The following is a 14,308-nucleotide window of genomic DNA, read 5'->3' as shown; positions in this document are numbered from 1 at the left end:
GCATCATTATTATCCAAAGCGGGAACCCGAAAATGAAACGCCAGAACAACAGCTTGAAACCCAGAACTCAGCATAACGCTGACGCGGCATATTACGTTTTATCCCGAGCTCGGGATAAGACATATTCCCTGGGAGTGATGTCACAGCGGATGTCGTTCCACTCCTCGGTCGGGATTTCCGTCAGGCGGCGTTCCATCAGCGCCTCGCCCGTCGAGACGATCTGGATGACCGCCGCATGACCCGCAGCCAGATCGACATCGATGGATGCGATCAGCGTCGGAGTCTTCATCGAGGTGAGCAAATGGCCGAAGAAGCGCTGTTTGGCGCTCTCGAAGGCTGACCGCGCTGCGGACTTGGCCTGGCGGTTCAGCGTGCCCGACCCGCTCGGCCCGTCGGCCGCGCCGGAAATGTTCGCCGCCTCCAGCGCAGCGGTCAGGTTGTTGTGGATGATGGCGAAGGCCCCGGCATAGGCATCATAAATGCCGCGCTGCTCGGGGCTGAGCGCATGCTCCAGCATCTCGTATTCGACACCGTCATAGGACAGCGAGCGCGCCGTGTAGAGGCCGAGCGCCCGAAGGTCGCGCGCCAGAACCTCCATCGCCGCGACACCGCCAGCCTCAATGGCTTCCACGAATTCCGACCGGGTCTGAAAGGGGAAATCCTCCCCGCCCCAAAGCCCGAGCCGCTGCGCGTAGGCGAGGTTGTGGACGGTCGTCGCGCCCGTGGCCGAGACATAGACCACGCGGGCATTCGGCAGCTTGTGCTGCAGGCGCAGACCCGCCCTGCCCTGTTGCGATGCCATGGTATCGCCCCGCTCACCTTTGCCGCCGGCGGCATTCGACATGGCATGGCTTTCGTCGAAGAGGATCACCCCGTCGAAATCCGCCCCGAGCCAGTCGACGATCTGATCGACGCGGGATTTCTTCGCCCCGCGCTCTTCGGAGCGCAGTGTGGCATAGGTGGTGAAGAGGATGCCCTCGTTCAGCGGGATGTCGCGCCCTTGCGCGAAACGCGACAGCGGCGTCACCAGAAGCCGCTCTTGTCCGAGCGCCGACCAGTCACGCTGTGCATCCTCGAGGAGCTTGTCGCTTTTCGAGATCCAGAGCGCCTTGCGTCTTCCTCGGGCCCAGTTGTCGAGCAGGATCCCGGCCGACTGGCGGCCCTTGCCAGCCCCGGTGCCATCGCCAAGGAAGAAACCCCGGCGGAAGCGGACAGCGTCAGCAGCATCCTCCGGTGCAGCGGAGACCATGTCGCCGGTCTCATCGACGGTCCAAGACCCGGCGAGATATGCGCCATGCGCCTCGCCCGCGTAGATGACGGTCTCGAGCTGTGCGTCGGAGAGCAGGCCGTCGCGCAGGATAGTCGCCGGAAACTTGGGGCGATAGCTGGGTTTCGGAGGCGCGACCGAGGCCATGGCCGCCGATTGCACAAGCTTGGTCGGGTGCGGGGCCGCCCCGGGGATGTCGATGGCCTGCAGGCGGAAGGTCTCGTAGATGGCATCGGACAGCCGTGTCGCGTCTTCGGCCTTGGCGGCATCGCGGAGTGCGTAGTCCAGTTCCTCGACCTCGATCGGCGTCTCTGGTATCGCCGGTTGAGCCGCAGAGGTCGCGCGCGATCGGCTGACGGGTTTGCGTGTCGTGAGGCGAGAATTTCCCGGGAAGTGGGAAGAGTGGCCTAGACCCGCAGCAGGAGCTGGATCCAACTTGAGGCGTGGCGGAACCTCTGCAGTGATCCGGGACATCAGATGCGCCACGTCCGAGGACGTGGGTTGGCGCAGGTCTGCGGTGGTACCTCCCAGCTCACCGTAGCGACATTTATCGAAGACAGAAATCCGCGTCTCGAAGCTGGTGCCATGCTTGGCGAAAGCCGCGCCAGACACGGCACCAGTAAATACGAGATGGGCCGCCTCGGTCAGACGTTCGAAGGTATCAGCCCAGGCAGGCGCATCCGGCGCAAAACCGGCTCCGGTGATGGCCACGAGCCGTCCGCCGGGGACCAAGCGCGCGAGGGCCGAGCGCAGATGCCGGGCCGTCGCCTCGGTTGTCCGACCATCGACATTGGCCACGGCCGAGAATGGCGGGTTCATCAGGATGACGCTCGGGCTTGAGGAAGCGTCGAGATGATCGTCGATCTGCGCGGCATCGAACCGGGTGACCGGTCGGCCCGGGAAAAGCAGCCGAAGAAGATCTGCGCGGGTGTCGGCCAACTCATTCAGAGTGAGGCTGCCACCGGCGATTTCGGCGAGGACCGCCAGGAGCCCGGTCCCGGCAGACGGCTCGAGAACCAGGTCGCGCGGCGTGATCTGTGCTGCCGCCGTGGCAGCAAGCCCCATGGGCAAGGGCGTGCTGAACTGCTGAAAGCGCTCCATCTCTTCCGACCGCCTTGTGTGCGTGGGCAAGAGACCTGCCACCTTGTTCAGGAGGGGCAGCAGCGCCGCAGGCGATGCGGCCCGTGCCAGCAGCGCGCGGCCGAACTTCCGCAGGAAGAGGACGAGCGCCACCTCGCCCGCCTCATAGGCGAGCTTCCAGTCCCAGGCGCCCTCCGCATCGGAACCGCCAATGGCGCGCTCCATCTCGAGGCGCAGGCGGATCGCGTCAATTGGCGCACCTTGCGCAAGATCGGGCTGCAGCGCCTCGGCCACGGCAAGGATCGCGGGTGCGGGATCAGCGGACGGAACAGGAACGGGAGGCGCGACAGGGGCGAGATAGGTCATCGGGAAACTCCGGAATGTGGGACAGATTCAGGCCCGGGCACCCTCTCTCGGGCACCCTCAGGCCTGATCTTTCCCAGCCCCTCTCTCCCTCTCGCACCAAGGCGTTCCCGATGCACAGCTTGATTTTGTTCTTGTTATGTTCTATATTAAAGGACAAGCCAGAACGGGAGTTCCCCCATGGAAAACACCACGCACGCCCTGCCCGCGACGCCCAAGCAGATCGCCTACGCGCGGTCGCTCGCACAGCGCAACCGGACCCTCCTGCCTTGGGAGGTTCAGCAGGACCGGCGATCCTTGAGCGCCTGGATCGAGGCTCAGGCCCGGCTGAAGCCGGTATCGGACATGGACCGTCTGCCGACCTCAAAGCAGGTAGCCTTCGCGGAGAAGCTTGCCCGGATCAAGCGCCGCGCCGTCCCGGATGAGTGCTTCCGCGACAAGGGGCTCATGTCGAAGTGGATCGACGGGAATAAGTGATCCCGGATCAGCGTGTGCAGTGCTTGAGATTGATCATGGATCAACTGCGCAGCCATATCGTAGCTTGGCAAAACCACTGGTGCGCTAAGCTACGATATTGCGAATTAAGATGTTTTGCGTATCTGTAGTATTGCATCCTTAGATATCATGCCATAGGATGGCTTGGCATAACACATGCGAATGCAAACTCTCAGGTTGGCAAATGTCCGTCTCCCGCGCGAAGCAACGTCAGGCCCAAGACAGGATCAACCAGGCCGCAAGCCTGGCAAAGTCGCTTGAAGAGCCGTTCGGCGGCTGGATCGCCACATTTCAGGAGGCGATCGGAATGAACGCGCCCGCCCTTGCCGAACGTCTCGATGTCTCGCGCAACTCGATCTACGCGTCGATCCGGAATGAGCAGGCGGGAACGATCTCGCTGAACCAACTCGAGAAGATCGCCGACGCCATGGGCGGACGCGTCGTCTATGCCATCGTCCCGCGCGAAGGCCCGGTCGAGGAGATCGTCCTGGCCCAAGCGCGCGCGAAAGCCCGCCGCATCATCCAGCGCACACGCGCGCATATGGCCCTCGAGGAGCAGAGCGAGGGCCTGCGGAGCGAAGAAGAGATGGTGGAGGAACTGGCCGCCGACATCATCCGCGAAAGCCGCCGGGATTTCTGGCAATGACGCTGGAGCTTCATGAACCTGCCGGGGCGACGCCCCTGACACCGGACGAGTTGCTTGGTCTCAAGGCCAAGCACATCGCAACCCGAGGCGAATTGAACGAACTCGAAAGCGAGAACATCATCGCCGGCCTGACCTGGCTCGACCGTCGGCCCAAATCGTTCGATCTGCTGACCGATGCTGCCGTCCGTGAAATCCACAAGCGCCTTTTCGGCGAGGTCTGGGACTGGGCGGGTGCCTACCGCCTGACCGAAAAGAACATTGGCGTTCCGGTTTGGCACATCTCGACCGAGCTGCGCACCTGCCTCGATGACGCCCGGTACTGGCTTGACCACAAGAGCTTTGACCCGCTGGAAGCAACAGCGCGCCTGCATCACCGCCTGGTCTGGATCCATCCATTCGCCAACGGCAACGGACGTTGGGCGCGGATCATGGCAGACGCCTACTTGGCGAAGATCGATCCGGATATTTTTCTCGACTGGTCCGGCGGCGGCACGCTCAACGCCGACAGCGCGCACCGCGCTGCCTATATCGCGGCGTTGAGAGCAGCTGATCAGCACGACTTTGACGCTCTCGTGACGCTCGTCAGATCGATCGCCCGATAACCCGATAAAGGTAGCCATATGAAGATTTCGGAGTACCAGCGTGGTTATCAAGACGCCGCGCGTGCGATGATCACTTGGCTCCATGAGGAAGCTGCCCGGATGAACGACCCTCACGCTCGCCGTCTGTTGAATGGTGCAGCCTTTGCACTTGGGGTTCGGATCAACAACGAAGAGAACAAGCGTGCCGTCGAGATTCGCGGCAAACACAGCTCGAACCGGTAGAAATGACGGCATTCATTCGGCAGAGCCCTTATCCAAACCGACATCCGGCCTCGGTAAACGTGTACTCGTTGACGATCATCCCCTCCTCGATGGCCTCGTCCGAGGTGAGCTGGTCGTATTCGGCCTCAAGCTGGCGGTAGAGCCAGCGGGCCAGATCACGCAGCGCCTCGGTCACCATCTCCTCCGCATCTTCGGTGGGCGGCTGCCAGGTCGGGCTGTCGCGCGTGACGTCCACAGACATGGTGTATTCATGGTAGTAACGGCCACGGTGGCTGGCCTCGGCGGCGAGCTGGTAAAAGTTCCGCCGCTGGATGGCCTGCAGCCGGTCGGCAATTCCATGCAACGTCACATCCGTCGGGGCGTAGGCCCGGATGCGCGCGGCGGCGCCCTTGACGTGGGACCAGTAGCCTTCGAAACAGGCCCCGTCGCCCTGGCTCCAGAAGCCGGAGAACCAGATGCAGGGCTTGGCCCACGTCCCGCCGCCCATCAAGCGGACGGGGGTGGTCTTCAGGCGGATGCCGAGGATCTCACAGACCCGCTCGAAATCCTCACAGACCGCGTCCCACCAGTCGTCGTGGGGCCCAAGCTCGCGATACCAGCTGCGCGCCTCTTCCTTGGCCGCATCCGAGAGCTCGGGGAACTGGTAGACGGTGGTGCAGATGATCTCAGGCATCGACGTCCTCCCCATTCAGCGCAGCGGCGAGCCATTCTTGCGTGCTGGACCAGCCGATGGACTTGCGCGCACCGAGATCAATGGCATGCGCGCCGCCACCAAAGGCGTCGAGCCGCGGCCGGGAGCAGGTCAGAGCATACTGGAACCCCCAAAGGCCGGTGAGGTCGAGGTCTTCGGCGAGGCGCAAGACGAAGCGGATGACGGCCTCGACATCGCCGTGTTCGTCATCATGGATCCAGAGGCTGCTGCCCTCGGGGGCATCCTGGTGCACGAGATCGAAGCCAGCGACATCCGGGTCGTCGGCGTCCTGATCCGCAGCGCGCAGATCGTGAAACAGCGCGAGTGCACGGGCAGCCTTGTCGGGGCTCCCGACGTCGATCAGGCACGAGAAATGGGTGAAGTAATCCGCCATGGGGACCTCCTGAATGGGGAAGACCCGGCCGAAAGGCCGGGCCCTGGATGGGGATGAAGGGATGGGTGGGGCGATCAGCCGTTCGGCGTGTCGCCCGCCGCCTGCCGTGCGGCATGCGCGCGGAGTATCTGCCGTGAGAGGCGCTTGCGCGCCGTCCGGAGTCCGCAAACAGCGCGCGTGTCGGGGTGCAGCGCCCGGACCGCCGCGCGAACCACTGCCAGTGGCGAAGCGGTCAGCGGCAAGCCAAGACGTAGACAAGTGGGATCGGTCATGTCACGTGACCTCGACCACGGGCGAGACGAGATGCGGATCGACCTGTGCCTCGATCCGCTCAGACCGACCCATCCAGGGCGCGGGCCGGATCGCCTTCACCCAATCGGCGAAGCTCGGGATGAAGCCAAGGTCTTCCTTCACATGCTGCTCGCCGACCCACCGGGTCGGGATGATGCGTCCGGTCGAGAGCGTGAGCGTCGGACCAAAGATCGTCTCGGCCATGAATATACCCTCGGCATGTTATCTGGACAGTCAAACTGTCTCTTTTCGAAAACCTCCTGCCGTCGTTGGGGTTTTCCTGTGCGTCCTCGGTGAGACATTTCATTGGGTGGCTCCCTCTCTTCTTATCCCTGTTTCACCCCCACCCAGCTCACCTCTTTCTCTTCCTGATCGTGACCTCAGGCGCCGTCCTAGGACGGCGGCCTGAACGGCAGGACTTTCGGATCAGCCCGCGCGATCTGCTCTTCAAGAACCGCGATCACGCGGCGTTGTTCTTCACCCTCGAGCGCGAGGATCTGGATGTGTTGCGCCAGGGTTTTGACGGTCACGCGCAGCTCTGCCAGCTCGCCGCCGCGTGCAGCCCGCAGTTCGGCTTCGAGTTTGCGGATACGGGCCTTCAGTCCCGCGACCGATCCCGACCGGAACCGCGCCTCCGCCGCACGGAATTCGCCGAGAACGACAGTGGCACGGTTGGCCGTTGCGCGGCTGACACCAGCCTCGCGCGCGAGATTGGCGATGGTGAGGCGACCGTCGGTATGGACGGAAGTTCCTTCGAGCAGTCGCTTCATGGCGGAGCGCAAGGCACCTTCGGTCTTCTGACTGATAGGCGGGGTCATGCCTTTGGGTCCTCCAGATGACCGATCAGTCGACGCTTTCGATCATTGTCCTGTTTGATTGCGACCTTCTGAACCGCTGACAGGGTGTTGCCCTGCAGAAGGCGCTCACCCTCTTCGATCGAAGCCTGCCAGGGCGCAACATGACGTTTGGTCAGACAGGAATTGGGGCACCGGTCCGGGCTGCAGCGCGAAATCACCGGGGCCACCGGCTTGTCGTCGGGCCGCAGGCAGAGGGCGCTGGCGGGATCGAAGAAGCAATCGTTCAGAAACCCGACATGCAGTGTCTTTCCAAGATGCGCCAGCATCTTTCGCAGGCGTTTCTGGTCAAGGATGCGCCCAGGCAGATCACCGAGGGTGTCCCGGACGTGGTCGAACTCCTGCTTGAGACGGGACGATGCCGGACCGCCGGGCTCGTCACCCTGCAGGTAGGCCTCATAATAGGCGACCACATCGTCCAATTGGCCAAGCGCCCGTTCCTGCTCGACCGCCCGGCGAAAATCTCCGTGCGGCGCGCCGGCATAGCCCTCGAACATCGCCACGGAGGCATGCTTGTACTGGATCTTTCCGGCAATAACGCCGAAGGGGCGGTTCGCGATGTACCATGCGATGGTGCGCCAGAACTGCCGGGTGGAAAAATGCCAAGGGCGCCCATCGACCTGTGGAATTGCGGGCGGGTTTGCGACCTTCGCATCCAAACCGTCGCGGAACATCTTGATGATCGGCGACGCCTGGGCGGCCAAGTAGTCTGCGGTCCAGTCCCATGGCTTCAGCGAGACCCAGAGGGATCGAAGATCACGGTCGCCGCGCGCTCGGCGCGACAGAGCTTCCATGGCCTCGACGGCACGGGCGACCGGAGCGATGGTGATCCAGTCGGCGGAAACGCCCGCCGCCTCGCGATGCTTGTAGACGGTGCTGCGCACGCGATAGCGCTCGATCAGGTTGTCGGCACTGCGTTCAACCGAAACGCAGCCCGGTTCCATATCCTGTAGTTCGCTGTCGCGCATTCCCGTTAGGTAGGCACAAACGATGTAACAGGCCGCCTGCAGCATCTGCTCTTCATGCGGTAAGCTGTCCGTGTCGAAACGCTCCCGCCAGGGCAGGCCGGTATCGGGATCGCGGCTGACCGGGGTATCCATGCCCCCGACCTCGGTTCCCATCTCTTCCGCCATCTGGTCCAGCATCCTCACGGTCGCGGTGGAACTACTGAGATTCCCCGTTTGAGGGCAGCCGATCTGAAGGCACATCAGTCTGAAATTATACGCATTGCCTTCCTTAATGTCGGGGACATCGCGGGTGGTGTTTGGACGGCGCTCCCAGAGCGGCACGCCCCGCCCTTCTGCCCGACGGGCCTCAAGCCAGGTACGAAGACGGTAGCGAAACCGTTCGTGGCGGGTCTGGCGCGCATCCTCGGCAATGATCTGGGCAGCACGGGCTTCAAGGCGATCCAGCTCTTCGCGCGCCGCGAGGATATCCGGGGAGAAGACATCGACGTATCGCATCGCCCAATAGAGCAGTGCGCCTATCACCGGTTCAGGGATCCGCGGCGTGGTGTTCTCCGCGCTCGTCCGGCTCCGGCCGCTGACATTGCTTGCCGTGCGCCCACCCCAGGGCAGAAAGGGAATGCCGCCCCCAGTCACCCATGGCCCGAAATGATGGAGGTCGATGGGGACATCGACATAGAGGCGGATCTGTTGCGATGAACGTGCGCCGTCTGTCCCCAGATGCGCCAGATACGCGTCCAGCACTTGCTGGTCGACGCGCGCCAGTTCGACGGAACCGATACGATCGTGCAGGAACTCTCCGAAATGGCGCAGGAACAGCAATGTACCTTTGGCAGTCGAGGGGCCGCAAGGGCCCCGGTAGCTGCGCAGCGGCGCCTGAAGTCGGGCGAGCATGTATTCCTTCGCGAGCCGCCGAAGCGGGGGATCCGCAATGGCACCGAAATCCACACGAAACGTGGCTGGCCGCGCATTGGCACGAAACATCGCCGGACTGAGATCCCAGACATCGTCGCCGAACCGGGACAGAGTCGAGTGCTCCGATCTCGGCCTGAGCGGCCTGCCCGCGAGGATGTCGGTGTCGTCGGGATGGATTGCCGATGGCAGAGATGGCTTTACCGTGATGATGGCCGGGTTTGTTCTCATGCCAGACCCGCCTCTGGAGGAAGATAAATCTGTGTCGGCTGACGGGCGGCGAGGGAACGGGCGGCGTCGAGATCCGTCTTGGAGAATTGCGGCAATATCTGCGCGGAGATCCTATAGTGGACTCGCCCGAACTTCACCTGCCAATCGGCCTCGCTCAGCACCTTACGCTGGTCCACCACGAAATCCAGAAAAGCCATCAGCGCGGGAAGCTTGCGGGTGGTGATGACGCCGTTACGGCATTCGAGGCAGCCCCAGAACGGCACCGGGCAGGCCTCACCCGAGTTGGCGAACGGGCTGCTGTAGAAGCCGGAACAGCTTGCCAGCCACACATCCTGTTCGCCTGCCAGCAATGCCGAAACATCGGTCGCCATGCCCTCCGGAAAACCTGGCTGTGCCGAAGACGGAGCTGCCAAGACATTGGCCTCGGCCTCTGGGGTCAACACGGTGGGCTGCAACGCATCTTCGACAGCGTCCAACAGCGCCTCAGCGATGGTGGCTTCGTGGATCGGCCGCAATGCCGGAATGTCTCCATAGTGGTTCGCGGCAACCTCGACGGTATGCCCGACCGCGAACCGGCGCAGCTGACCGCCGGTTTTGCGATACCACGCAGCCTTGTGCGTCTTGCGCAAGCGCGAGAGGCAGAGCTTCAACGGCTTCCCGTCATCATCCTGCAACCGGTGATGTTTGACCCAGACCTTTCTGGCCGATTGCATCGGCAGAACGACATCGGTCAGGCGGCCGCGGCAGTAATAGGTGAAAAGCTGTTCGCTCCCGAGATGACCGCGCGCCGTCGCGGTCCACTGAATTGCGAGGCGCAGCAGGCCGCCCGGGGTGCCTGACCCTCCGTCCCGAACCCGCAGCCGCTTCCACTCGGCATGACGGGCGCGACGCTTGCAATACTCGATCTCGACATAGCCGCTGGAAGGGTTCTTGAGACAATCGGCGCGCAAGGTTTTGATCGCCTCGATCTCGAGGCCGGTCTCCAGCGACAGCAGAACGAACAGAGCAATCAGATCGCCGAGGAGCAGATGCCGCGTGCCATGCATCCTGTCGCTCAGCCCCTCATTCGAAATCCCCGCATAGTTCCGTGCCCCGTAGAGTTGACGAAAAAGGTCGTTCTTGACGGTAATGAAACCGACACGGTCGATCTCCGCGAAGGCGTCCCTCTCCAACCGGTCGATGCGTGTCTCGCACTCCTGCGCAAGCGTCGGCCGAAATCTCTGCCCGATGGCTGCGACGTCGGCGCGCGCGGCCGCCTTCAGGGCCGCACGGATATTGTCGCTGTAAGCATCGCGCGGGCGCGCTGGAACACCCGGGCGCGTGCTGACATAGAGCAATCGACGGGAGGACTCTTCGGAAAGGCCTCCCGGTTCTCCCGCATCCGCCAATCGCAACAGGCTCACCACGTCGCCCATCAGGTGAAGGCGATTGTTGGGATGCAGCCCGCTCTCAGCCATCCAGGTATCGAATCCTTCGATGGTCGAGACATCCAGCCCGGCAAGTGCCTGTACGGGAGAGCCTGTCGCATCGAGATAGCGCCAGAACCGATGGATGGCTTCGGCCAATGACATGGCGGTGCGGACGGTGCCGGCGGGGCCACCAACCTGACACGCCTGCCAGAGTGCCTGCGTGAAGGAACGCGCAAGCGAAGCTCGACCGGGCAAACGCGTCAGGTCCATCGTTGCAGGTCGTCCGGCCAAGGTAATCTCGAAACGGCGGGCGGCGATGGCAATGGCGGCGGCGGGGCCGGGATCGGGAAGATTGTCAGGAAAGCTCGCGCGTCGCCCCGGGCGGGGCTGAGAGACTCCGGATCTGCGGGTCATTGATCGTCCGCCATGAGTTCGTCGGTCCAGCGATCCGCCGCCGCATCGACGAGTTCCTGCGCCTCGGCAAGGCTGTCGAGATAGATGTAGGTGCTGGTGATGTTCGCGTGGCCAAGGAGGTGTTGGAGATGGCGGAGCGGATCGCCAAGCATCTGCCGATAGGCAGCACCATGCGCATCGGTCGGGTTGAAGGTCCTACCCACCTGTTCGCGGATCAGCATCGACAACATGTTGACCGCAAAGGTGTGCCTCAGCATGTGCGGCGTGACAGTGATATCGAGATCGAAGGCCTGGCATCGCTGGCTTGCCCTGCGAAAAGCAACTTCCCAGGTTCCGGACGACACGGGTTGACCGCGTTCCGTGAGCCAGAGCGATGCGTGTTCAGGCATGCCATTCGGCGATCGCAGCAGCCGTTGGCGGTCTTGCGGACGGAGCCTGGTCAGCGCGATGCGTCGGCCACTGCCATCGACGGCGTTGCGGCCATCGGATGACAATACGAGCGGGACGGCCGGACGAGGCGGGACCTTTGCCAGGGCGATCTGGCGCTCGATATCGCAGTAATCCGCGATCAGCTTGAGGACCCGGCGAGGCAACCGGATGCGTCGCGGGCGTTCGCCCTTGGTGATCACGCCCGGAAGGTCGAAAGGAAGTATCCGCTGGCTGTCGGAGGTCAACCCAGGCAGCTCGTCGATGATCAGGCTACCGGCCTCGCCGAGGCGCATCCCGGTGGAGACGAGCAGTTCCGCGAAGACGACATTCCGCTCGTCATTGCGCCCGCGCCAGGCTGGGTCCTCCGACCCGTCCGGCAATCTGCCCCTCAGGCCGATATCCCGGAACGCGAGGTAGCGGCCCATATCGACAAATTGCATGTTATGCGGGCGCGCGGCACGTTCCCGCGCCCTGTTGCCTTCGACAACCTTGGGCGTTTGCCGCCCATGACCATGCCGAAAGGACAGGTCATATCGAAACGGCGACGAAGCGATCAGTCCTTCTTCGAACGCCCACCGATACAGTTTGTCGAGCGCCGCGATCGCCCTGTTCCAGCTGGACGCCGAAATCCGAAACGGCGCGTCCGAAAGACGCCGTGCATGGTGGAACGCGATGACATCGTTATGATCGGCACGCCAAAGCTGCTTGGTGCCGCGTCGTTCCTCCAGAAACCGCATCCAGATCAGGATATCATGGGCGTATGCGCGCAAACTGTGCCGCGACCGCACTCCCATGGTCGGACAAGCGCGGAAGAAGCGGTTCAGCTCATACATATAGCTGCCGTCCCGATCCAGAAAGAACGGCATGCCATCCATAAGGCCGATCCTGTCAGCGGCCTCGGTCACGGACGCGGAAAGAACGGCTGGAACGCCTTCAACCGAAACGGGCGCGCGCAGCGCCAATCCGTCGGTGAAATAAAGCTGCGTCATCCATCCTCCAAAACCGTTAGCGTCCAGCAAACGAACGCCGCGACTCCAATCGCGCTCAAACGGAAACGCCGCCAGCCCCGTCCCTACGGCCCTTTTGATGGAGAGCGGGCCGGGGCTGGCTCATCTCTTAATCCCAAGGTTCCGCATAACCCGCACCATGCACAGAAATAAGACGATTCCATAGAGTCAGGATAAGGCATGGTGGCGCAGCGCCCGATGGCGAAAATCGGCTGTGATCTCCTTGCTCTGGTCGAACCAGGAATGCACGGCGATGAAGTCGTCGACCGTGCCGCCCCATTTCTTCACCGATGACAGGGCGTGGTGATAGGGATGTGCCATCGCCGCCCCCTTACAAATCGTGTGTGTAGAGTTCGGACGAGGTGAAGCGCTCGTTGAACTCGAGGTGGATGGTGCGAGCGCTCGCGTCGAAGCAGAATTCGCCATAGGCCCCGTCGTTGTTCTCCCAACCGCAATGGGTGTCCGACAGGAAGTCGTAGGCCAGTTGCTCGACGACATCTTCGAGCGAAAGCGCCCGCATCTCGACCTCCGGGTCGTCCCAGGTCAATGCGGCATAGGCGATTTGGGTCCTGGGGAAAGCGACCTCGGCGTCGCCAGCATAGGCAGCGATACTCTCAACCTGACCGCTGTCGCCATAGCCGTCGAAGCTCACCGTCACATGGGTGATGCCCGCAGCCATCAGACCATCGAAGAGACGCTCCTTGTTGGCCGGGCGCAAAGCGGCAATCCGCGCATCGCGCTCGGACTGCCGGGCCAGCACGGCGGCAAAATCAATCCTGGACGGCGCCATCGGCGCGGCCAGGGTGGGTTCAATCTTGGACATTGGAAACTCCGGAATGAGGGAATGGATCTGAACCCCGAGGCTCTCTCTCGTCCTCGTAGGTTCACATCTTCCCCTGCCCTTCTCTGTCTCTTGGACGTCACGCCGCGATCTGCAGGGCGTGAGACGCGAAGGCGCGCCAGAGCGGATCGACAAGACGGGCATCGAGAAGGTCGGCGTGGTGCCGCAGCCTTCGCGCGAGGCCATGTTCATGCCACTCGGCCGCCCGCATGGCCTGCGCGCGGGTCTGGCTGGCCTCGGACACGACGGCACGGGCTTCGACGGCATCCGAGACCGGGTGGCACCAGGCGACCCCGCCATCACAGGTGGCCCCAGCCAGAACGAGGCGCCCCTCCCGATCGAGGATTGCCAGGATGCGCGGAGTGTCTTCAGGGGTGATATCTTCGGCGTGAACGATTGCGCCCCGCATGGCCTCGGCCAGCGTGGCAAACCGCTCCAGTACCTTGGGGTGTGCCTGCCCGGACATGAGAGCCGCGGGCGCATGGCAAGCCGTCGTGAGCGCAAACGGCAAGTCTTGATCTGCAAGAATGGTCAGGAAGCTCGGCGGCAAACCTGTTTTCTGCGTTTCTGGCCGAGTTTGGAGAGGAAGGTCGAACATGGGCATATCTCCGACGGTACGGAAAGCCTTTCTCCCCGCTTCAAACCGTCGAAGACCGAACCGCCGCCCTCGTCCTCGAAGGGGCGACGGCGGCAGGTCCGAAAGGCGCGTCAGAGCTTGCCCAGGGCCCGCAGGCTCAGTTCCGTCCCGGCGCCGACGATGATGTGGTCGTGCAGCGTGAGGCCGAGATAGCGACACCCCTTCTGGATCTCCTTGGTCATGCTGAGATCGGCCTCCGACGGTGTCGGATCGCCCGACGGGTGGTTGTGGATCAGGATCAGGGCGCTGGCGTTCAGCATCAGCGCCCGCTTGATCACCTCGCGCGGATAGACCGGGACGTGATCGACCGTGCCGGTCGAAAGAAGCTCATCGGCGATGATGCGGTTCTTGCGGTCGAGGTAGAGCACGTGAAATCGCTCGATTGGCCCGCGGACAGTGAGCGCGCAATAGTCCAGCAGTGCTTGCCAGCTGCCGATGACCGGGTTCTGACTGAGGTAACGGCCGAGGATGTCGCGGGCCTCGAGGATGACGGTTTCTTCCTGGGGAGTCATGGGGGTCTCGCTGAAGTACGCATACCGAAGGCCCCTGCCCTATCGG

At 63.0% G+C, this 14,308-nt stretch carries 13 protein-coding genes and 3 pseudogenes; 4 read left to right on the top strand and 12 right to left on the bottom strand.

Annotated elements, in window-relative coordinates; translation table 11 throughout:
* Positions 1-115 precede the first annotated feature (115 nt).
* Positions 116-2,713: pseudogene (locus tag C6Y53_RS19395) on the bottom strand (strawberry notch-like NTP hydrolase domain-containing protein); the annotation flags it as partial.
* A gap of 177 nt (positions 2,714-2,890) precedes the next feature.
* Between C6Y53_RS19395 and C6Y53_RS19390 the strand changes: the two are divergent.
* From C6Y53_RS19390 to C6Y53_RS19375, 4 genes are all read left to right on the top strand, one after another.
* On the top strand, positions 2,891-3,187 hold the full coding sequence (locus C6Y53_RS19390) for a hypothetical protein (RefSeq protein WP_149615619.1): 297 nt from the start codon (positions 2,891-2,893) through the stop codon (positions 3,185-3,187).
* 202 nt (positions 3,188-3,389) lie between these two features.
* On the top strand, positions 3,390-3,851 hold the full coding sequence (locus C6Y53_RS19385; RefSeq protein WP_149615618.1) for a helix-turn-helix domain-containing protein: 462 nt from the start codon (positions 3,390-3,392) through the stop codon (positions 3,849-3,851).
* A complete protein-coding gene (locus C6Y53_RS19380; protein WP_211299566.1) occupies positions 3,848-4,453 on the top strand; it encodes a mobile mystery protein B in 606 nt (201 codons plus the stop codon). Before C6Y53_RS19385 ends, C6Y53_RS19380 begins: the two co-directional genes overlap by 4 nt.
* Before the next feature lie 18 nt (positions 4,454-4,471).
* Positions 4,472-4,675, top strand: coding sequence for a hypothetical protein (locus C6Y53_RS19375; RefSeq protein ID WP_149615617.1), 204 nt, complete (start codon positions 4,472-4,474; stop codon positions 4,673-4,675).
* A gap of 28 nt (positions 4,676-4,703) precedes the next feature.
* Here the strand turns inward: C6Y53_RS19375 and C6Y53_RS19370 are convergent, their stop codons facing one another.
* From C6Y53_RS19370 to C6Y53_RS19320, 11 genes and pseudogenes are all read right to left on the bottom strand, one after another.
* Positions 4,704-5,348 (bottom strand): antitoxin of toxin-antitoxin stability system, encoded by a 645-nt coding sequence (locus C6Y53_RS19370; RefSeq protein WP_149615616.1) that lies wholly within the window; start codon positions 5,346-5,348, stop codon positions 4,704-4,706.
* Positions 5,341-5,760, bottom strand: a complete 420-nt coding sequence (locus C6Y53_RS19365) for a hypothetical protein (protein WP_149615615.1) — start codon at positions 5,758-5,760, stop codon at positions 5,341-5,343. The genes C6Y53_RS19370 and C6Y53_RS19365 overlap by 8 nt, the downstream gene beginning before the upstream one ends.
* Positions 5,761-6,033: 273 nt before the next feature.
* Positions 6,034-6,273: pseudogene (locus C6Y53_RS19355) on the bottom strand (DUF6915 family protein); the annotation flags it as partial.
* A 170-nt stretch (positions 6,274-6,443) separates the two neighbouring features.
* Entirely contained in the window at positions 6,444-6,869 is a 426-nt protein-coding gene (locus tag C6Y53_RS19350) for a hypothetical protein (protein ID WP_149615612.1), read from the bottom strand.
* Entirely contained in the window at positions 6,866-9,013 is a 2,148-nt protein-coding gene (locus C6Y53_RS19345; protein WP_244615039.1) for a hypothetical protein, read from the bottom strand. Before C6Y53_RS19345 ends, C6Y53_RS19350 begins: the two co-directional genes overlap by 4 nt.
* Positions 9,010-10,836 carry a hypothetical protein gene (locus tag C6Y53_RS19340; RefSeq protein WP_149615611.1) on the bottom strand — a complete coding sequence of 609 codons (1,827 nt, stop codon included), beginning with the start codon at positions 10,834-10,836 and terminating at the stop codon, positions 9,010-9,012. The genes C6Y53_RS19345 and C6Y53_RS19340 overlap by 4 nt, the downstream gene beginning before the upstream one ends.
* Complete coding sequence (locus C6Y53_RS19335; protein WP_149615610.1) at positions 10,833-12,254, bottom strand: tyrosine-type recombinase/integrase; 1,422 nt, start codon at positions 12,252-12,254, stop codon at positions 10,833-10,835. Before C6Y53_RS19335 ends, C6Y53_RS19340 begins: the two co-directional genes overlap by 4 nt.
* Positions 12,255-12,449: 195 nt before the next feature.
* Positions 12,450-12,593, bottom strand: a pseudogene (locus C6Y53_RS21105) (DUF6915 family protein); the annotation flags it as partial.
* Positions 12,594-12,603: 10 nt separating this feature from the next.
* Positions 12,604-13,095, bottom strand: coding sequence for a DUF6878 family protein (locus C6Y53_RS19330; protein WP_149615609.1), 492 nt, complete (start codon positions 13,093-13,095; stop codon positions 12,604-12,606).
* Positions 13,096-13,192: 97 nt separating this feature from the next.
* The gene (locus C6Y53_RS19325) at positions 13,193-13,711 is read right to left on the bottom strand and encodes a DNA repair protein RadC (RefSeq protein ID WP_149615608.1); all 519 of its coding nucleotides are present in this window, start codon (positions 13,709-13,711) and stop codon (positions 13,193-13,195) included.
* A 110-nt stretch (positions 13,712-13,821) separates the two neighbouring features.
* Entirely contained in the window at positions 13,822-14,262 is a 441-nt protein-coding gene (locus C6Y53_RS19320) for a JAB domain-containing protein (protein WP_149615607.1), read from the bottom strand.
* Between the last annotated feature and the right edge of the window lie 46 nt (positions 14,263-14,308).

Origin of the sequence: Pukyongiella litopenaei (assembly GCF_003008555.2) — a bacterium.
GTDB classification, from domain to species: domain Bacteria; phylum Pseudomonadota; class Alphaproteobacteria; order Rhodobacterales; family Rhodobacteraceae; genus Pukyongiella; species Pukyongiella litopenaei.
The sequence above is the reverse complement of the archived record's forward strand: the minus strand, read 5'-3'. Positions and strand labels throughout refer to the sequence as shown.

Excerpts from the sequence above, each read along its gene's own strand:
- C6Y53_RS19370 (WP_149615616.1), bottom strand. The coding sequence starts at position 5,348 with ATGCCTGAGATCATCTGCACCACCGTCTACCAGTTCCCCGAGCTCTCG.
- C6Y53_RS19385 (WP_149615618.1), top strand. The coding sequence starts at position 3,390 with ATGTCCGTCTCCCGCGCGAAGCAACGTCAGGCCCAAGACAGGATCAAC.
- C6Y53_RS19325 (WP_149615608.1), bottom strand. The coding sequence starts at position 13,711 with ATGTTCGACCTTCCTCTCCAAACTCGGCCAGAAACGCAGAAAACAGGT.
- C6Y53_RS19390 (WP_149615619.1), top strand. The coding sequence starts at position 2,891 with ATGGAAAACACCACGCACGCCCTGCCCGCGACGCCCAAGCAGATCGCC.
- C6Y53_RS19375 (WP_149615617.1), top strand. The coding sequence starts at position 4,472 with ATGAAGATTTCGGAGTACCAGCGTGGTTATCAAGACGCCGCGCGTGCG.
- C6Y53_RS19330 (WP_149615609.1), bottom strand. The coding sequence starts at position 13,095 with ATGTCCAAGATTGAACCCACCCTGGCCGCGCCGATGGCGCCGTCCAGG.
- C6Y53_RS19335 (WP_149615610.1), bottom strand. The coding sequence starts at position 12,254 with ATGACGCAGCTTTATTTCACCGACGGATTGGCGCTGCGCGCGCCCGTT.
- C6Y53_RS19320 (WP_149615607.1), bottom strand. The coding sequence starts at position 14,262 with ATGACTCCCCAGGAAGAAACCGTCATCCTCGAGGCCCGCGACATCCTC.
- C6Y53_RS19345 (WP_244615039.1), bottom strand. The coding sequence starts at position 9,013 with ATGAGAACAAACCCGGCCATCATCACGGTAAAGCCATCTCTGCCATCG.
- C6Y53_RS19380 (WP_211299566.1), top strand. The coding sequence starts at position 3,848 with ATGACGCTGGAGCTTCATGAACCTGCCGGGGCGACGCCCCTGACACCG.
- C6Y53_RS19365 (WP_149615615.1), bottom strand. The coding sequence starts at position 5,760 with ATGGCGGATTACTTCACCCATTTCTCGTGCCTGATCGACGTCGGGAGC.
- C6Y53_RS19350 (WP_149615612.1), bottom strand. The coding sequence starts at position 6,869 with ATGACCCCGCCTATCAGTCAGAAGACCGAAGGTGCCTTGCGCTCCGCC.
- C6Y53_RS19340 (WP_149615611.1), bottom strand. The coding sequence starts at position 10,836 with ATGACCCGCAGATCCGGAGTCTCTCAGCCCCGCCCGGGGCGACGCGCG.